Genomic DNA, 18,200 nt, shown 5'->3' with positions numbered 1-18,200 from the left:
CGTGCGGCCGACGGACCGCAGAAGCACCCCTGCCCACCTTCCCGCGGTCTACCCACCCTTTTCCTGGTCACCCGTCTCACAGGGGGCCGCGCACCTCCTCTCGCCCTGGCCCATCGGGGTGGTCCGCTCGTTACGCTGGCCGCATGACGCGAGCTGACAACGACAAGCCGGTCGTGTTGTCCACCATCTACACGCGGGCCGGCGACGACGGCGGCACCGCGCTCGGCGACATGAGCCGCACCCGCAAGACCGACCCGAGGCTCGCCGCGTACGCCGACGTGGAGGAGGCCAACGCCGCGATCGGCGCGGCCATGGCCCTCGGCGACCTCGCGCCCGAGGTGGCCGAGGCGCTGACCCTGGTGCAGAACGAGCTGTTCGACCTCGGCGCCGACCTCTGCATGCCGGTGCGGGAGGATCCGCCGTACCCGCCGCTGCGGGTGGAGCAGGAGTACATCGACCGCCTGGAACGGCAGTGCGACAGATTCAACGCCGACCTGACGCCGCTGCGGAGCTTCATCCTGCCGGGCGGCGCCCCCGGCACCGCGCTGCTGCACGTCGCCCGCACCGTCGTGCGGCGTGCCGAGCGCACCACATGGGCGGCCCTGGAGGCCTACGACGACGTGAACCCGCTCGCCGCGCGTTATCTCAACCGGCTGAGCGATCTGCTGTTCATCTTGTGCCGGGTCGCGGCGGCGGGCCAGGAGGTGCTCTGGAAGCCCGGCGGCACCCGTTGACGTCCGTTGCCCTACCTTCGGCGCCCGCACGGCGCACGGCGCCGCTCAGGGCCTCACAGGGGCCAGTGGGGCCCGTGGGGCCCAGGGGGCGGCGGAGAGGCGGTCAGGCGGCGTCCAGGTAGGCGCTCGGCGGCGCGGACTCCACCCAGGCGAGGAAACCGGTCAGGGCGTCCTCGCTCATCGCCAGCGACACCCCGCCGCAGTCGACCGTCCAGTACCCTGCCGGGCCCTCCTCGCCGCTGAGCGGACGCCGGGTGGAAACAGTGAGGCCGCGCCTCGCGATCGCGTGGCGCGGCCTCAGCCGTAGTCCGAAGAAGGGGATCCAGTGCAGCTCTCCCCCGGCGTAACGGGCTACCCCGCTCCTCCAGGCCCGGTTCCCTATGCGGATGCTACAGAGCACCGTGCCCCGGGAACGGGCGAGCATCACGCCCCGTAGGACGAGCAGGACGGCGATCGCCGCAACGCTCACGATGATGTCCAGCGCCGCCATCGCCGTCCCCACCTTCACATCGGTGTTTCGTCAGACCTCTTCCCCGGCCGCGCGCAGCCGGGCCCTCGCCCGCTTGGCCTCGACCTGGGCTTCGGTGTCCTCGCCGTCGGCCTCCACCGAGGCGAGTGCCCGCTGCAGGGCGTCCCGGGCGGCGGCGACGTCGACCTCGCTGCCGAGCTCGGCCGTCTCCGCCAGCACCGACACGTCGTTGTTGGCCACCGAGATGAACCCGCCGTGGACCGCCGCGACGATGTCGCCCTCTTCGCCGCGCTTGACGCGCAGCACTCCGCCGTCCACGAGGACGCCGAGAACCGGAGCGTGATTCGGCATAATACCGATCTCTCCGTCCACGGTCTTGGCAATCACCATGTCCGCCTCGCCGGCCCAGATCTCCCGTTCCGGCGAGACGACGCCGATGCGCAGCTTTGCCATCACATACCTTCCTCGGACGCCGGCACGGCAGGGCCGTGCCGGCGTCCCGTCGTCAGCGAGCCAGTTCCTTCGCTTTGGCGATGGCCTGGTCGATGCCGCCGACCATGAAGAACGCCTGCTCGGGCAGGTGGTCGTACTCGCCCTCGCACAGTCCCTTGAAGGAGTGGATGGTCTCTTCCACCGGCACGAACTCGCCGGGCTGGCCGGTGAACGCCTCGGCGGCGTACATCGGGTGGGAGAGGAAACGCTCGATCCGGCGGGCCCGCTGGACCGTGACCTTGTCCTCTTCCGAGAGCTCGTCGATACCGAGGATCGCGATGATGTCCTGCAGTTCCTTGTACTTCTGCAGGATCCGCTTGGTCTCCTGGGCCACCCGGTAGTGCTCCTCGCCCACGATCTGCGGGTCGAGGATGCGGGAGGTGGAGTCCAGCGGGTCCACCGCGGGGTAGATGCCCTTCTCCGAGATCGGCCGGGACAGAACGGTCTGCGCGTCGAGGTGCGCGAACGCGTTGTGCGGGGCCGGGTCGGTGATGTCGTCCGCGGGCACGTAGATCGCCTGCATCGAGGTGATCGAGTGGCCGCGGGTGGAGGTGATGCGCTCCTGCAGCACGCCCATCTCGTCCGCCAGGGTCGGCTGGTAGCCCACCGCGGACGGCATGCGGCCGAGCAGGGTGGACACCTCGGAACCGGCCTGGGTGAACCGGAAGATGTTGTCGATGAACAGCAGCACGTCCTGCTTCTGCACGTCGCGGAAGTACTCCGCCATGGTCAGCGCGGACAGCGCGACGCGCAGACGGGTGCCCGGGGGCTCGTCCATCTGGCCGAACACCAGGGCGGTGTCCTTGAGGACGTCCGCCTCGTCCATCTCCAGCCACAGGTCGTTGCCCTCACGGGTGCGCTCCCCGACGCCGGCGAACACCGACGTACCGGAGAACTTCAGCGCGACCCGGCGGATCATCTCCTGGATGAGGACGGTCTTGCCCACGCCCGCGCCGCCGAACAGGCCGATCTTGCCGCCCTTGACGTACGGGGTGAGCAGGTCGATGACCTTGATGCCGGTGGGCAGCATCTCGGTGCGCGACTCGAGCTGGTCGAACGCCGGGGACGGGCGGTGGATGCCCCACCGCTCGTTCACCTGCAGCGACGCGGCGTCGATGTCCAGCGGCTGGCCGAGGGCGTTCCAGACGTGGCCCTTGACGACGTCGCCGACGGGGACGGAGATGGGGCCGCCGGTGTCGGTGACCGCCACACCCCGGACCACGCCGTCGGTGGGCTGCATGGAGATGGCGCGCACCAGGTTGTCGCCCAGGTGCTGGGCGACCTCCAGGGTTAGCACCTTCTTCTCGCCGCCGAGGTCGGTCTCGACGGTGAGGGCGTTGTAGATTTCCGGCATCGCCTCGACGGGGAACTCCACGTCGACGACGGGGCCCGTGACGCGCGCCACGCGACCCACGCCGGTCGCGACGGTCTCAGCTGTCATTGTGGTTTCTCACTCTTTCCCCGCGGCGGCGTCGGCCAGCGCGTTGGCGCCGCCGACGATCTCGCTGATTTCCTGGGTGATCTCGGCCTGGCGTGCCTGGTTCATCTGCTGGGTGAAGGCCCGGATGAGCTCGTTGGCGTTGTCGGTCGCCGACTTCATCGCCCGGCGCCGGGAGGCGTGCTCCGAGGCGGCCGACTGCAGGAGCGCGTTGAAGATGCGCGACTCGATGTAGCGGGGCAGGAGCTGGTTCAGCACCTCGCCCGCCGTCGGCTCGAACTCGTAGTACGGCAGCGGCCCCTCCGGCGGCTGCTCCGTGGTCTCCTCGACCTCCAGCGGCAGGATGCGCTTGACCTGCACCTGCTGCGTCAGCATGGACCTGAACTCGGTGTACACGACGTGGATCTCGTCGATGCCGTTGTCCTCGGAGAACGAGGAGATCAGGGCCTCGCCGATCTCCTTGGCGTGCCGGTACAGCGGGTTGTCGGAGAACCCCGCGTACTCGCCGGCCATCTCCCGGTTGCGGAACCGGTGCCAGGTGATGCCCTTGCGTCCCACGACGTACGGCCGGATCTCCATGCCGCGCTCACGCAGGTGACCGGCCAGCGCCTCGGCCTCGCGCAGCACGTTGGCGTTGAAGCCACCGGCGAAGCCGCGGTCGCTGGTCACGATGAGCACGCCGGCGCTCGCCGGGCGTTCCTTGGCGACGGTCAGCGGGTGATCGATGTCCGACGAGTTGCTCAGGACGGCCGACACCGCGCGAGTGATCTCGCGCTCGTACGGCACGGCCGCCTCCATGCGCTGCTGCGCCTTGATGATGCGCGACGACGCGATGAGCTCCTGCGCCCGGGTGATCTTCGCCGTTGACTTGACCCCTCGGATACGCCGCCGCAGCACTCTTAGCTGGGCACCCATGCGCTACTGCTTCTCGCCGGTCGAGCGGACATGCCTGACGACCTTCTCCTGGCCGACCTCGCCGGCCTCCAGCGCCTCGACGGGCTCGTCGTTGACGAGGAGATCGCCGGAGGAGGTCTGGAAGGTCTGCTTGAAGTCGGTGATCGCCTCCTTGAGCGCGGTCACCGTGTCGTCGTTCATCTCACGGGTCTCGCGGATGGCGTCCAGGATGCCCTTGTTGCGGCTGCTCAGGCTCTCCAGGAACTCGGTCTCGAAGCGGCCGATGTCCTCGAGCGGCACGTCGTCCAGCTCGCCGCTGGTGCCGGCCCACACCGAGACGACCTCCTTCTCCACAGGGAAGGGGGTGTACTGCGGCTGCTTGAGCAGCTCCACCAGGCGGGCGCCGCGCTCCAACTGGGCACGGGAGGCCGCGTCCAGGTCGGACGCGAAGGCGGCGAACGCCTCCAGGTCACGGTACTGCGACAGGGACAGACGCAGCGTGCCCGCGACCTTCCGCATCGCCTTGACCTGCGCCGAGCCGCCGACGCGGGACACCGAGATACCGACGTTGATCGCCGGGCGGACACCCGCGTTGAACAGGTCGGTCTCGAGGAAGCACTGGCCGTCGGTGATGGAGATGACGTTGGTCGGGATGAACGCCGAGACGTCGTTGCCCTTGGTCTCGATGATCGGCAGGCCGGTCATCGAGCCCGCGCCCATGTCGTCCGACAACTTCGCGCAGCGCTCCAGCAGACGCGAGTGCAAGTAGAACACGTCGCCGGGGAACGCCTCGCGGCCCGGCGGGCGGCGCAGCAGCAGCGAGACGGCGCGGTAGGCGTCCGCCTGCTTGGTCAGGTCGTCGAAGACGATCAGGACGTGCTTGCCCTGGTACATCCAGTGCTGGCCGATGGCCGAACCGGTGTACGGGGCGATGTACTTGTAACCGGCGGGGTCGGAGGCCGGGGCGGCGACGATGGTGGTGTACTCCATCGCGCCCGCCTCCTCCAGGCGGGCCCGGACCTGCGCGATCGTCGAGCCCTTCTGGCCGATGGCCACGTAGACGCAGCGCACCTGCTTGGCCGGGTCGCCGCTCGCCCAGTTCTCACGCTGGTTGAGGATCGTGTCCACGGCGATCGCGGTCTTGCCGGTGCCGCGGTCGCCGATGATGAGCTGGCGCTGGCCGCGGCCGATCGGCGTCATGGCGTCGATCGCCTTGAGGCCGGTCTGCAGCGGCTCCTTCACCGGCTGCCGCTGGACGACCGACGGGGCCTGCACTTCGAGGGGACGGCGCCCCTCGGCCTCGATCGCGCCCTTCCCGTCGATGGGGTTGCCCAGCGGGTCCACCACACGGCCGAGGAAGGCGTCGCCGACCGGCGCGGACAGGACCTCGCCCGTCCGGCGGACCGGCTGGCCCTCTTCGATGCCGCTGAAGTCACCGAGGACAACGACACCGATGTCCCGGACGTCGAGGTTCAGCGCCAGGCCGCGCGTGCCGTCCTCGAACTCCAGCAGCTCGTTCGCCATCGCCGAGGGAAGGCCGGAGATGTGGGCGATCCCGTCACCGGCGTCGACGACGGTACCGATCTCCTCGCGCGCCGCGCCTTCCGGCTCGTACGCCTGAACGAAGCGCTCAAGGGCTTCCCGGATCTCGTCCGGGCGGATCGTCAGCTCCGCCATCTCTCTTCAGTCTCCCTAATCATCGGCCGCCACGACTCCTCAGCCGGCCAATCGGCGGCGGACTTCTTCGATACGTCCTGCGATCGTGGTGTCGATCATCTCGTCTCCCAGACGGACCGAGAATCCACCGATCACCCGCGGGTCCACCTCGGTGTTCAGGTGGACGTCGCGCCCATAAGTGCTGCGCAGCCAGTCGGCCAGGCGCCGCTTCTGGGCGTCGGTCAGCGGCACGGCGCTGCGGACGACGGCGACGAGCTGCTGCCGCTGCTCGGCGACGAGCCTGATGTACTCCTCCAGGCTCGCTTCCAAACTACGTCCACGCGTGGACCCCACGAGCCGGGTCACCATGCCCAGCGTCACGGGGGTGACCTTGCCCTCCAGCAGCCCGGCGAGCAGCCCCGACTTCGCGTCGGCCGGCACCGCGACGTCGGCGAGCACCATGCGCAGCCGCGGGTTGGCCTCGACGATGCGGCCGAACCGGAACAGTTCGTCCTCGACGTCGTCCAGCATCTCGCGCGACTCGGCGTCGGCCGCCGCGGCGACCACGCTCAGCCGCTCCAGCGCGTCGGAGAGGTCACCCGAACGGGACCAGCGCTCCGACACCGCGGCCGCCACGACCTCCAGGGCGGCGTCACTGACCTTGCCGCCCAGCAGGGAACGGGTGACCCCGGCCTTCTGCCCGGCGGGACGCGCCGGGTCCGACAGGTTGCGGCGCAGCGCGTGCTCGCCGTCCAGCAGGACCGCGACCGCGTGAAGATCCTCGGCCAGCCGGCCGAGGTCGGCCGCCGCCGCCACCGCGTTGAAGCGCTCCTCCACGGCGGCGAACGACGTACGGCTCAAGCCCCTCATCAGCGCACCGCCGCCTGGCCCGTGGACTCGAGCTCCTCAAGGAACCGGTCCACGACGCGCGACTGGCGGGCCTGGTCCTCGAGGGACTCGCCCACGATGCGCGCGGCCAGCTCGGTCGACAGACGGCCGAGCTCGGTACGGAGCTGGGTGAACGCCTGCAGGCGGTCGGCCTCGATCTGGGCGTGCGCCGCCTCGATCAGACGGCGGGCCTCGGCCTGGGCCTCCTCCCGCAGCTCGGTCTTGATCTGCGCGGCCTGCTCACGGGCCTCCTCGCGCATGCGCGCGGCCTCGTGCCGGGCCTCGGCCAGCTTGGCGCGGTACTCCTCCAGCGTGGCGCGTGCCTCGGCCTGAGCGTCCTCGGCCTTCTTGATGCCGCCTTCGATGGCCTCGGTCCGCTCCGCGAGGGTCTTCTGGATGCGGGGGACGAGGATCCTGCCGACGACGACCAGCACCAGGAGGAACGCGAAGCTGCCGACGACCAATTCGTACGTGTGGGGGATGAGGGGGTTGTTCTCCTCAGCCGCCAGTATTCCGGTTGCCAGCGTCATTGATGTCATGGATGCAGCCTTCCGTCAGAGGATGGGCGCGCCCCTCAGATGCCCGAGAAGATGAACGGCGCGACCAGACCGATCAGGGCCAGCGCCTCGGTGAGGACGAAGCCGAGGAGCATGTTCTGGCGGATCAGGCCGTACGCCTCCGGCTGGCGGGCGATGGCCTGCACGCCCTGGCCGAAGATGATGCCCACGCCGATGCCGGGGCCGATGGCGGCGAGACCGTAACCGATGGCGGTGACGTTGCCGGAGACCTCAGCGAGAACGCTCATTGCTGTGATTCCTTTACTTTTGGCCGGTGCCGGTGCACCGGTCTTGGCTATTCGGGGTTCGGGGACTCAGTGGTCCGGGTGCAGCGACGCGCCGATGTACATGGCGGCCAGCAGCGTGAACAGGAACGCCTGCAGGTACTGGATGAACATCTCGAAGCCGGTCATCAGCGTCGCCATGAGCACGCCGAGCACACCCACCGGCGCGCCGAGCGGCGTGAACGCCTCGAACAGGAACCAGAAGCCCACCGCGCTGAAGAACGCCAGGATCATGTGGCCGGCGAACATGTTCGCGAACAGTCGCACCGCGTGGGTGAACGGCGCGGTCACGAAGTTCTGCAGCAGCTCGATCGGGATCAGCAGCGCGTAGACGGGCTTGGGCAGCCCGGGGGGCACGAGGCTCTTGAAGTACCCGGTGAAGCCCTGGTGCTTGAAGCCGAGGTAGAGCTTGATGATGTAGATGACCAGGGCGAGCACCGCGGGGAACGCGATGTGGGACGCGATGGGGAGCTGGATGCCCGGGACGACGCCCATGAGGTTCCAGCAGAAGACCAGGAAGAACAACGGGACGAGCAGCGGCATCCACTTCTCGGCGTCCTTGCCGAGGAACGGGCGCGCGACCTCGTCCCTCACGAACAGGTAGCCGATCTCACCGATGTTCTGCATGCCGCGCGGCACGAGCTTGGGGCTGGCGAAGGCGCTCCAGGCGAGAACGCAGATGAGCAGCGCGCCCACCAGGGCGAACAGCACAGGCTTCGTCGCCCACCCCGGGGCACCTTCCCAGAGCGGGGGGAAATTGAAGATCGAGGGCCCCGGGGCCTCGAACTCGTCGGCGAGGACCGTCAGCGCGCTCACGCGGCGTTCCCTCCAAGGTGGTGGATCAACAGAAGACTGCGAGAAGTGGTGGACGGTGCGCTCAGCGCCCGTACCTCACGTAGACCAGGTACACCGCGAGCACGGCTCCGAGGACGACGCCTATCGGGAAGAACGCCTCCACGCCAAGCCAACGGCCGAGCAACCAGCCGACGCCGCCCCAGGCCAGCATCCCGGCGACCAGATAGCTCGGGATGGACCAGGCGGCATTGGCGAAGTCGCGGCCGTCTTCCTCGGGCTTGCGCTGCTCGCTCATCGCGGGCACGACGATAGCAGGCGGGCATGGGACTAGTCATATCGGGCCCGCCCGGCCCCGGAGGAATCCTACGCCTCATGTCCGGCCGCCCTGACCTGGGACCTCGGTGCCCGGGTCGACGTACAGCATCTTGAGTTTCAGGAACGCCCGTATCTCGCCGGCGGTCCATGTGATGGTGCACAGCACGACGCTCCAGCCAAGTGCGCGCGGCGAGAACGCGGTGGCGTCCTTGAAGGCGCTCAGCAGGAGCATGAGGAAAATCACCTTCACCAGGTAGCCGAGCACCGCGGCCAGCATCATCATCTGCGGCGACACGCGGCCCGCCCAGGTGACGGCCGCCAGGCCCACCGTGAAGAAGACGGCGACCAGTGCCACGCCGATCGCCGCGCCGAGGGCGCCCGCGCCACCCGCGAGGAGCGCCGCCGCCACGACCACGACCAGCCCGACCGCGATGGTTGGTATCGCCGCGCTCTTGAGTGCGCGCACGTCGTTAGCCTGCATCGGCGCTCCAAAAAGAACAGGTTGTCAAGCGAGCGTTTGCTTCCTTACGGAGCGACCGTCTCGTCGCCCTTGCTAGTGAAAGATATCACAAGCGCAGGGATGGGTCCTTTACCAGGGCTTTCGCCGAGGTAACAGATCGACCCACCCCCAGGTGAACAGCAGGTCAACGAGTGGTGGCCCCCGCCCGCGCGTCCGGTGACGCGCCCTGCACCGGAAGACCACGCACCGCGGTGCCCGCGGCGCCACCCCTGACGTCCGCGGCGGCGGGACCCTCCGGCCGTCCGGCGTCGCCACCCGGGCTCCCCGGGCCGCCACCCGGGCGGGCGTGCGCGCCGCCCCGGCCCGAGCGCCACAGCGGCAACGCCATCATCACGAGCACGACCAGGGCGAGCAGCACGGTGAGCGGGAACAGGATCAGCGGCACGCCGCCGACCGACATGCCGACCACGCTGGCGGCGAACAGGAACGTCCACGCGTACATGATCAGCACGGTGCGGCGGTGGGAGTGGCCGATCTGCAGCAGGCGGTGGTGCAGGTGGCCGCGGTCCGGGGCGAACGGCGACAAGCCCTGCGAGGTGCGGCGCACCACGGCCATCAGCAGGTCCATCAGCGGCAGGACCATCACGGCCACCGGCAGCAGCACCGGGAGCACGACGGGGAAGCGGTTGATGTCGGTGATGCCGGCGTAGTCCACCCGGCCGGTCACCGTGACCACCGACGACGCCAGCACCAGGCCGATGAGCATCGCGCCGGTGTCGCCCATGAAGATCTTGGCGGGGTTGAAGTTGTGCGGCAGGAAGCCCAGGCACATGCCGATGAGGATCGCCGCGATGATCGCCGGGACGTTCAGGCGGGTCGGCTCGTGGGCGGCGGTGACGAACGAGTTCTGCGACAGGGCGAGCGAGTAGACGAACGTCGCCATCGCGGCGATGCAGACGATGCCGGCGGCGAGGCCGTCCAGGCCGTCCACGAAGTTGACCGCGTTGATGGCCACCACGACGACCAGGATCGTGATGACGGTGCGCAGCGTGTCGTCCAGGCTGATGGTGCCGCCGTTCGGCTGCGGGATCCACAGGATGGTCAGCTTGAACGCCACGAGCACGCCCGCGGCGGCGATCTGGCCGACGAGCTTCACGAAGGCGTCGAGGCCCCACCAGTCGTCGAAGAACCCGGTGAGCACGATGATGCCGCCCGCCAGCGCGAGGGCCAGGGCGGTGCGGCCGTCACCGATCTCCGTGGCCGACAGGGTCTCCCCGAGATGCGGCAGCTTGGTGGCGACGAACAGGCCGGCCAGCATGCCGGCGTACATGGCGAGGCCACCGAGACGGGGGGTGCGGACGGTGTGCACGTCCCTCTCGCGGATCTCGGGCGCGGCCCCGATGCGCAGGGCGAAGACCCTCACCAGCGGGACAAGCAGATAGGTGACCGCTGCCGTCACCAGCGCTATCAGGAGGTATTCGCGCACGGACCCAGTTTCCCGTATCGCCCGGTCACTTGTGACCGGAAAAGTACATAGAACGACACATTAACCCGGTGGATACGCCGGATGACCAGCGGTCAGCCTGGCGACCCGCTCGGCCACCGACGTTATCGCACCCGGATCCCGCGCCGCTCGCGCCACCAACGAGGCGATCTCCTTCATCTCGGGCACCCCCATGCCCTGCGTGGTCACGCACGGGGTGCCGAGACGAAGGCCGGAGGCCACCCGGGGCGGCTCCGGGTCGTACGGGACGGTGTTGCGGTTGAGCACGATGCCCGCCTGCGCGCAGTTCGTCTCGGCCGCCACCCCGGTCGTGCCGGCGTCCCGCACGTCGACCAGCGCCATGTGGGTGTCGGTGCCACCCGTCACCGGCCGCAGGTCCTCCTCGGCGAGCGCCTGGACGAGCGCCTTGGCGTTGGCGACCACCTGCGCGGCGTACACCCGGAACTCCGGCCGCAGCGCCTCCCCGAACGCCACCGCCTTGGCCGCGACGACGTTCATCAGCGGCCCGCCCTGCACGAACGGGAACACCGCCCGGTCCACCCGGCCCGCCACCTCCGACGTGCACAGGATCCCCCCGCCTCTCGGGCCCCGCAGCGATTTGTGCGTCGTGAACGTCACCACGTCCGCGTACGGCACCGGCGACGGCGCCGCCCCGCCCGCGATCAGCCCGATCTCGTGCGCCACGTCGGCCAGCAACCACGCCCCCACCTCGTCCGCGATCCCTCGGAACACCGCGAAGTCGATCGTCCGCGGATACGCCGCCGCCCCACAGATGATCATGTCAGGGCGGTGCCGCAACGCCAGATCGCGCACCTCGTCGTAATCGATCGTCTCGGTGTCCCTGCGCACCCCGTAGGACACCACGTCGAACCACCGCCCCGAGAAATTGCTCCGCGACCCGTGCGTCAGATGCCCCCCATGGGACAACTCCATCGCCAGCACGGTGTCCCTCGGCCGCAGCAACGCCACGAACGCCGCCAGATTCGCCGTGCTCCCCGAGTACGGCTGCACGTTCACATGCTCGGCCCCGAACAGTTCCTTGGCCCGCTGCACCGCGAGCCGCTCCACCCGGTCCGCCGCCTCACACCCCGCGTGAAACCGTCCCCCCGGATACCCCTCCGCGTACTTGTTGCCCAGCACCGACCCCAGCGCCGCCAGCACCGCCGGCGAAGCGAAGTTCTCACTGGCGATCAACTGCAACCGCCCCCGGACCCTGCCGAGCTCCTCCCTCAGAACCCCCGCCACCTCCGGATCTCCCCGCGCCAGCGCAGCGGGATCCGCCCCGTAGAACTCACTTCCCGGCCGGCCCACCACGCCCCCTCCCTCCGCGAGAGACACCGCTCTCCACAGTACGCCGCGCCGCCCGCACCGCCCGCGCGCGGAGGGCGCGGGTTCTAGTTGTAGGCGTGGGGGGCCGTGGAGGCGGTGGGGATCCACCTCGGGGTGTCGGCGGCGAGGTCGCTGATGGCGGTCAGGACCGACTGGCGGTACATGTCCAGGCGGTTCTTCCACTCGGTCATGTCCTGGACGTAGCGTTCGGCCACCGGGGCGTCCCAGACGTCGCGGCTGCGGGCCATCTGGTAGGCGCGGTCGAGGGAGCCGGTGAGGCTCTCCAGCAGCGGCAGCGCCTGCTGCCACAGGTCGACGAGTTTCTGGTACTCCGGGTTGAAGCGCCAGTTGGTCGCCTGGCCGTCCGGGCTGAAGGGGTCCGAGGCCGAGGACGGGGGCATCTCGCCGGGCTGCAGAGGTTGGGGCGCCGGGGGGTCGACGTTCATCTGGCCTCCTTCACGAGCTTCACGAGCTTCACGAGCTTCACGAACCGGATGCCGCGTCGTCGTCGCTGTGACGGCCGTACCGGGCCTCGTCGTCACCAGGGGAGTAAACCCCTGACTGCACGTGGCCGGAGGCGCGTGCCTCGCTCACAGGGGCCGCCAGGCCGTGTGCGGGCTGCCCGGGGTCCGGGGGCAACGGGGCGGACGGCTTGCCCTGGCCGGAGGGGTCGCCCGGCTCCAACCGGCCCACAGGTCCGTCGGGACGCGGGTCGCCGGGGTCCGCGCCCTCCGGCGGGACGACCACCGGGGTCTCCAGCGGCGGGATCTTGTCCATGTTCTCCATCAGCCAGCGCAGATGCTCGGCACTCGGCGGCTTCATGGTCACCTCGACGACCCGCACCCCGTCCACCTCGATCACCCGCGTACGCTCCTGCGTCGTGTCGACGTCGTTGGGATTGTCCTTCCGCGGCGTGTCCAACTGATCCCCACCCCCCGCACCGGCCGCCACACCATCGCCCCCGGCCGCCGCACCGGCCCCCGCACCATCGCCGCCGGCCCCCCCACCATCGCCGCCAGCCCCCGCGCCACCGCCCGGGACGGCCGCTCCGCCGCCGCCCGCGACGGGAGTCCCCCGCGGGTCGTCCGCCTGAGGCCCGGTCCCGCCATACTCGCCCGCGGGAGCCGGAACCGTGCCGTCCCCCGAGGCGGCCGCTCCCCCGGCACCCGCACCAGGAGCCTCCAGCAAGTCATCCGCCTGAGGCCCGGTCCCGCCATACTCGCCCGCGGGAGCCGGAACCGTGCCGTCCCCCGAGGCGGCCGCTCCCCCGGCGTCCGCGACCGGCGCCCCTCGCAGGCCGTCGGGCTGGGGCGCCGTGCCGCCGGGCTCGCCCGCGGGGGCCGTGCCGTCGGCCTTCGGGGCCGTGCCGCCGGGCTCGGGTGTCGGGGCCGGGTAGGAGCCGTCCGGCTGGGGAGCGGCGGCGTCGCCTGTCATCGCGGCGTTGGCCTGGGAGGACGGGTCAGGAGCGTCGCCGGGGTAGATCGGGAGCAGCATCTCCGGCTGCGGGGCGCGGCCGGACGGGTCGCCGTCCGTCGGGGTGCCGGGCGGGGCGATGGACTCGGGGCCGGGTGAGGGCTCCGGGGCGGGAGTGGACTCCGACCAGGGGCCGGAGACCGGGTCGCCGCCGGACCTCGGGCCCATCGGCTCGATGTAGCCGGGCTTGTCGGCCTTCGGGGTGTCCCGCTCCGCAGGCGCGTCCGGCTTGCCGTTCGGGGACGCGTCGGGCTTTTCCGCCTTGGGACTGTGATCGGGCTTGTCCGCCTTGGGCGGGTCGTTGTCGGCCTTCGGCGCAGGGTCGGGCTTGTCGGCCTTGGGCGGGTCGTTGTCCGCCTTGGGCGCGGGGTCGGGCTTGTCCGCCTTGGGCGGGTCGTTGTCGGCCTTCGGCGCGGGGTCGGGCTTGTCGGCCTTGGGCGGGTCGTTGTCCGCCTTCGGCGCGGGGTCGGGCTTGTCGGCCTTAGGCGGGTCGTTGTCGGCCTTGGGAGTCGCCTCGGGCTTGTCGTTCCGCTCCGGCTTTTCGGCGGGGGGTGGCTCGACCTTGTGGGTCTTGTTCTCGGGTTCGGTCTTGGGGGCGTCCTTGTCGCCCTTCGGGGCGTCGTTCTTGTCGCCCTTGGGGCCGTCGTTCTTGTCGGGCTTGTCGTTCTTCGGGGCGTCGTCCTTGTCGCCCTTGGGGGTGTCGTTCTTCTCGGGCTTGTCCTGCTTGTCCTGCTTGTCGGCCTTGGGGCCGTCCTTGTCCTTGGGGGCGTCCTTCTCGGCGGGCGGGGTCGCGTCGGGTGCCGGGGTCTTGTCCTTGGCGTCGGCCTTGGGGTCGCCGTCCTTGTCGGGCTTGTCGTCCGGCTTCGCGCCGTCCTTGCCGGCCGGGAGCTTCATGCCGGTGGGGCCGGTGGACGGGTCCTTCTGCTTCTCCTGCTTCTCCAGCAGGACGAGCCGGGCGTTGACGTCGCGGATCAGCGTGTCACCGGCGTCCGCCACCTGGGCGGGACGGTGGGTGACGGGCACGGAGACGCCGGCGGCGCCGGTGAGCTGAGTGATGCGGGACTCGACGCTCCGCATCCGCGTGCCCGCCGTCCGGATCTCGGCCAGCAGCTCACGGACCAGCTTCGGGTCCATTCCGTCCAGCTTGCCCATGGGCGTCTCCCGTGCTCGTGGTCGCGCTCGTGGTCCGCCTCCCCGAGACGGGCTCGCGCCCGCCCGCGCCCATGCTCCCTCGCCCCGGCCCGGCGCTCAAGAGCACAGCCGCACATCACGGTACTGAGATCACCCGCTCTACGGTGCCGCGATAGCCACAGGGCATGATTCACCCCGCCGAGCCGGCCCCCGGTCCCGCGCTCTTCCCCGCGCTCCCCTGCGGCGCCGGACCGGCCACGTCCCCCGGCTCCCGCGGCCGCACCGGCTCGTCGTCCCGAGGCGGCCCCGAAGTGACCCCTGGCGCCGGAGCGGACGGTTCTGCAGCGGCCCCGCCCGCCGGAGGCCCAGCGGGTTCGTCCTTTTCACCAGGGGCGGAGGGCACCGAGGACTCGGTGGACTCGCCCGCCTTCGCGGGATCGGACGCCGCCGGAGCGGACCCGGCAGGCGCCGCCGAGGCGGCCTCCGCCACCGGAGCCTTGGCCGACTCGGCCTCCGGACTTCCGGCGGACTCAGCTTTCGGAGTCTCGGCGGACTCGGCCTTTGGAGTCTCGACGGATTCGGCTTTCGGAGTCTCGGCGGACTCGGCTTTCGGAGTCTCGGCGGACTCGGCTTTCGGAGTCTCGGCGGACTCGGCTTTCGGAGTCTCGGCGGACTCGGCGGACTCGGCCTCCGGAGCCGTTGTCGCCGTGGCCGACGAGGTGGGGGCCGGGCCGCCGTCGGTGGCCACGTAGCCGAGGACGCCGCGGAGTTTGTCGACCGAGATGGCGCCCTGGCGGAGCACGCGGGGGACCGCCGTGGTGAGGTCCACGATGGTGGACGGGACGTCGTCGGCGCAGGGGCCGCCGTCCAGGTAGACCGCGACCGAGTCGCCGAGCTGGGACTCGGCGTCGGCGGCGGTGGTGGCGGGTGGGGCGCCGGTGCGGTTGGCGCTGCTGACCGCCATCGGGCCGGTCTCCTTGAGCAGTTCAAGGGCCACCGAGTGCAGGGGCATGCGGATCGCCACGGTGCCCTTGGTGTCGCCGAGATCCCAGGTGAGCGAACGGCCGGCCCGGCAGATCAGCGTCAACGGGCCCGGCCAGAACATGTCGATCAGATCCTGGCCGTAGGAGCCGAGCTCCTCGACCAGGGCGTTCGCCGCGCGCACCGAGCCGACCAGCACGGGCACGGGAACGTCACGCCCACGCCCCTTGGCGTCCAGCAGCGCGTTGACCGCGCCGGGGGTGAAGGCGTCGGCGCCGATGCCGTACACGGTGTCGGTCGGAATGACCACGAGCTCGCCGGCCCGCACGGCCGCCAGCGCGGCGGCCAGGCCGTCGGCCCGCTGCTCGGGGTCGGCACAGTCATAACGTCGTGTCACGAATCGTCATCCTCCCACGTGGCGCGGGCGGTCCGCGCCGCGGCGTCACTCCTGGCCGTACCGGGCGGTGACGAACCGGTCCCGTCCCGCCAGATCCTCGTGGTCACGGGTGTCCCGCCAGCCCCGGTCCTCGGAGAAGACCAGGTAGACGTCCGACCCCTGCTGGTCGGAGTGCTCGACGGCGACGAGCCCCCCGGGGCGCAGCAACCGGCGCGCCGTCCGCTCGACGGCCCGCACCTCGTCCAGCCCGTCGTCCCCCGACCCGTACAGCGCGCGGGAGGGGTCGTAGTCGCGCACCTCGGGGTCGCGGGGCACCGCGCCGGGCGGGATGTACGGCGGGTTGGAGACCACGAGGTCCACCCGGCCGTTCAGCTCGGGCAGGCAGTCGGCGAGGTCCTCGGGGTGCAGGGACACCCGCCCCTGCCCGTGCTCGACGATGTTGCGCTTGGCCCAGCCGTACGCCACCGGGTCCACCTCGACGGCGTGCACCTGCGCGAGCGCGACCTCCTGCGCGATGGACAGCGCGATGGCGCCCGAGCCGGTGCCGAGGTCCACCACCAGCGGCGAGGCGACGTCCATCTCGCGCAGCCGGTCGATGGCCCACCCGGCGACCACCTCGGTCTCCGGGCGCGGCACGAAGACGCCGGGGCCGACCTCCAGGGACAGGTAGCGGAAGTACGCGCGCCCGGTGATGTGCTGGAGCGGCTCGCGGGCCTCCCGCCGCGCGACGCCCTCCCAGAACAGCGCGTCGAAGTCGCCGTCCTTCACCGTGTGCAACTGGCCGCGCCGCACACCGTGGACGAACGCGGCGATCTCCTCGGCGTCGGTGCGCGGCGAGGGGACCCCCGCCTCGGCGAGCCGGGCGGTGGCCAGCGCTATCTCGTCCATCAGCAGGCTCATGGCAGTGTGGGTGAACGCTCCGTGAAGGGTGTCGTCATGCGTGGGCGGCGAGCTTCTCCGCCGTCTCGGCGTCGGTCAGGGCCTGGATGACGGCGGTCAGCTCGCCGTCCAGCACCTGGTCGAGGTTGTAGGCCTTGAACCCGACGCGGTGGTCGGAGATGCGGTTCTCCGGGAAGTTGTAGGTGCGGACGCGCTCGGAGCGGTCCACCGTGCGGACCTGCGACTTGCGCTCTGCGGACGCCGCGGCCTCGGCCTGCTCCTGCGCCATGGCCAGCAGGCGGGCCCGCAGGATGCGCAGCGCCGACTCCTTGTTCTGGAGCTGGCTCTTCTCGTTCTGGCAGGAGACCACGACACCGGTGGGGACGTGGGTGATGCGCACCGCCGAGTCGGTGGTGTTGACGCTCTGGCCGCCGGGGCCTGAGCTGCGGAACACGTCCACCCGCAGGTCGTTCGGGTCGATCTGGACGTCGACCTCCTCGGCCTCGGGGTACACCAGCACGCCCGCGGCGGAGGTGTGGATGCGGCCCTGCGACTCGGTGACCGGCACCCGCTGCACGCGGTGCACGCCGCCCTCGTACTTCAGGTGCGACCACACGCCGTCGCCGCCCTTGGCCTTCACGGCCACGGTGACGTCCTTGTAGCCGCCGAGATCGGAGTGCTGGGCGTCGATGATCTCGGTCTTCCAGCCCTCGCGCTCGGCGTAGCGCAGGTACATGCGCAGGAGATCGCCGGCGAACAGGGCCGACTCCTCGCCGCCCTCACCCGCCTTGATCTCCATGATGATGTCTTTGTCGTCGTTGGGGTCACGCGGGATGAGCAGGTGGCGCAGCCGCTCCTCCAGGGGGGCGATGCGGGCCTCCAGCTCCTCGGCCTCGGCGGCGAAGGCGGCGTCCTCCTCGGCCAGCTCCCTGGCGGCCTGCAGGTCGGCCCGGACGCCCTCCAGCTCGCGGTAGGTGGTCACCACCGGGGTGAGCTGGGCGTAGCGCTTGCCGAACGTGCGCGCGAGGTTCTGGTCGGCGTGCACGGCGGGATCGGCCAGCCTCTGCTCCAGTTCCGCGTACTCACCGAGCAACTCGTCGAGTTTCACCGCGCTTCCTCTCCCTCACGGCCGGTGCGGACATGGCCACGGCGGGTGGGCGCCGGGGGCCGTCACCAAGAACGCCGGCCCGGGGACGCCCCATGACAGGGCGTGATCCGGACCGGCGTTCGCGCCGAGCTACTTGCTCGCGGGCTTCTTGCCGAACCGCTTCTCGAAGCGGGCCACCCGGCCACCGGTGTCCAGGATCTTCTGCTTGCCCGTGTAGAACGGGTGGCAGGCGGAGCAGACGTCGGCGTGGATGACGCCGTTCTTCGCGGTGCTGCGCGTGGTGAAGCTGTTGCCGCAGCTACAGGTCACCTGAGTGGTGCCGTACTCCGGGTGAATGTCGGGCTTCATGCTTTTTCCTCTCTGGTCGCGGCCGCCGGGTCGCCTCACCGCTCCACCGTCACTGTCGGACGGAACGC

At 70.6% G+C, this 18,200-nt stretch carries 19 protein-coding genes and 1 pseudogene; 1 reads left to right on the top strand and 19 read right to left on the bottom strand.

Going from position 1 to position 18,200, the window contains the following annotated elements:
* The first annotated feature begins 143 nt into the window (after nt 1-143).
* On the top strand, nt 144-734 hold the full coding sequence (locus ABGB17_RS11850) for a cob(I)yrinic acid a,c-diamide adenosyltransferase (RefSeq protein ID WP_347628465.1): 591 nt from the start codon (nt 144-146) through the stop codon (nt 732-734).
* 103 nt (nt 735-837) lie between these two features.
* Here ABGB17_RS11850 and ABGB17_RS11845 read toward each other — a convergent pair whose 3' ends face one another.
* The 19 genes and pseudogenes from ABGB17_RS11845 to rpmE all read right to left on the bottom strand — a co-directional run bounded on the left by ABGB17_RS11845 (nt 838) and on the right by rpmE (nt 18,132).
* Nucleotides 838-1,224 carry a DUF2550 domain-containing protein gene (locus tag ABGB17_RS11845; protein WP_347628463.1) on the bottom strand — a complete coding sequence of 129 codons (387 nt, stop codon included), beginning with the start codon at nt 1,222-1,224 and terminating at the stop codon, nt 838-840.
* A 30-nt stretch (nt 1,225-1,254) separates the two neighbouring features.
* Nucleotides 1,255-1,656, bottom strand: a complete 402-nt coding sequence (locus tag ABGB17_RS11840; RefSeq protein ID WP_347628461.1) for a F0F1 ATP synthase subunit epsilon — start codon at nt 1,654-1,656, stop codon at nt 1,255-1,257.
* A 52-nt stretch (nt 1,657-1,708) separates the two neighbouring features.
* Entirely contained in the window at nt 1,709-3,136 is a 1,428-nt protein-coding gene (gene atpD / locus ABGB17_RS11835; RefSeq protein ID WP_347628459.1) for a F0F1 ATP synthase subunit beta, read from the bottom strand.
* Between the two features lie 9 nt (nt 3,137-3,145).
* Nucleotides 3,146-4,048, bottom strand: coding sequence for a F0F1 ATP synthase subunit gamma (locus ABGB17_RS11830; protein WP_347628457.1), 903 nt, complete (start codon nt 4,046-4,048; stop codon nt 3,146-3,148).
* Between the two features lie 3 nt (nt 4,049-4,051).
* Entirely contained in the window at nt 4,052-5,704 is a 1,653-nt protein-coding gene (atpA, locus tag ABGB17_RS11825; RefSeq protein WP_347628455.1) for a F0F1 ATP synthase subunit alpha, read from the bottom strand.
* Nucleotides 5,705-5,743: 39 nt separating this feature from the next.
* Nucleotides 5,744-6,553, bottom strand: a complete 810-nt coding sequence (locus tag ABGB17_RS11820; protein ID WP_347628453.1) for a F0F1 ATP synthase subunit delta — start codon at nt 6,551-6,553, stop codon at nt 5,744-5,746.
* Complete coding sequence (locus ABGB17_RS11815) at nt 6,553-7,101, bottom strand: F0F1 ATP synthase subunit B (RefSeq protein WP_347628451.1); 549 nt, start codon at nt 7,099-7,101, stop codon at nt 6,553-6,555. The genes ABGB17_RS11820 and ABGB17_RS11815 overlap by 1 nt, the downstream gene beginning before the upstream one ends.
* A 44-nt stretch (nt 7,102-7,145) precedes the next feature.
* A complete protein-coding gene (atpE, locus tag ABGB17_RS11810) occupies nt 7,146-7,376 on the bottom strand; it encodes an ATP synthase F0 subunit C (protein WP_020546689.1) in 231 nt (76 codons plus the stop codon).
* A 66-nt stretch (nt 7,377-7,442) separates the two neighbouring features.
* On the bottom strand, nt 7,443-8,228 hold the full coding sequence (gene atpB / locus ABGB17_RS11805; protein ID WP_347628448.1) for a F0F1 ATP synthase subunit A: 786 nt from the start codon (nt 8,226-8,228) through the stop codon (nt 7,443-7,445).
* A 61-nt stretch (nt 8,229-8,289) separates the two neighbouring features.
* Nucleotides 8,290-8,502 (bottom strand): AtpZ/AtpI family protein, encoded by a 213-nt coding sequence (locus tag ABGB17_RS11800; RefSeq protein ID WP_347628446.1) that lies wholly within the window; start codon nt 8,500-8,502, stop codon nt 8,290-8,292.
* 75 nt (nt 8,503-8,577) lie between these two features.
* Entirely contained in the window at nt 8,578-9,003 is a 426-nt protein-coding gene (locus ABGB17_RS11795) for a hypothetical protein (RefSeq protein ID WP_347628444.1), read from the bottom strand.
* Nucleotides 9,004-9,166: 163 nt separating this feature from the next.
* Nucleotides 9,167-10,468 carry an MraY family glycosyltransferase gene (locus ABGB17_RS11790; protein WP_347628442.1) on the bottom strand — a complete coding sequence of 434 codons (1,302 nt, stop codon included), beginning with the start codon at nt 10,466-10,468 and terminating at the stop codon, nt 9,167-9,169.
* Nucleotides 10,469-10,528: 60 nt separating this feature from the next.
* Nucleotides 10,529-11,797 carry a serine hydroxymethyltransferase gene (glyA, locus tag ABGB17_RS11785; protein WP_347628693.1) on the bottom strand — a complete coding sequence of 423 codons (1,269 nt, stop codon included), beginning with the start codon at nt 11,795-11,797 and terminating at the stop codon, nt 10,529-10,531.
* 83 nt (nt 11,798-11,880) lie between these two features.
* Nucleotides 11,881-12,261 (bottom strand): hypothetical protein, encoded by a 381-nt coding sequence (locus ABGB17_RS11780; protein WP_347628440.1) that lies wholly within the window; start codon nt 12,259-12,261, stop codon nt 11,881-11,883.
* 37 nt (nt 12,262-12,298) lie between these two features.
* Entirely contained in the window at nt 12,299-14,440 is a 2,142-nt protein-coding gene (locus ABGB17_RS11775; RefSeq protein WP_347628438.1) for a hypothetical protein, read from the bottom strand.
* Nucleotides 14,441-15,182: 742 nt separating this feature from the next.
* A pseudogene (locus ABGB17_RS11770) lies at nt 15,183-15,797 on the bottom strand (L-threonylcarbamoyladenylate synthase); the annotation flags it as partial.
* Nucleotides 15,798-15,842: 45 nt separating this feature from the next.
* Entirely contained in the window at nt 15,843-16,697 is an 855-nt protein-coding gene (gene prmC / locus ABGB17_RS11765) for a peptide chain release factor N(5)-glutamine methyltransferase (RefSeq protein ID WP_347628436.1), read from the bottom strand.
* Nucleotides 16,698-16,731: 34 nt separating this feature from the next.
* Nucleotides 16,732-17,784, bottom strand: a complete 1,053-nt coding sequence (gene prfA / locus ABGB17_RS11760) for a peptide chain release factor 1 (protein ID WP_347628434.1) — start codon at nt 17,782-17,784, stop codon at nt 16,732-16,734.
* A 129-nt stretch (nt 17,785-17,913) separates the two neighbouring features.
* The gene (gene rpmE, locus ABGB17_RS11755; RefSeq protein ID WP_347628432.1) at nt 17,914-18,132 is read right to left on the bottom strand and encodes a 50S ribosomal protein L31; all 219 of its coding nucleotides are present in this window, start codon (nt 18,130-18,132) and stop codon (nt 17,914-17,916) included.
* Between the last annotated feature and the right edge of the window lie 68 nt (nt 18,133-18,200).

Source organism: Sphaerisporangium sp. B11E5, assembly GCF_039871875.1.
Classification (GTDB): domain Bacteria; phylum Actinomycetota; class Actinomycetes; order Streptosporangiales; family Streptosporangiaceae; genus Sphaerisporangium.
This window is presented reverse-complemented; position numbering and strand designations above follow the sequence as displayed.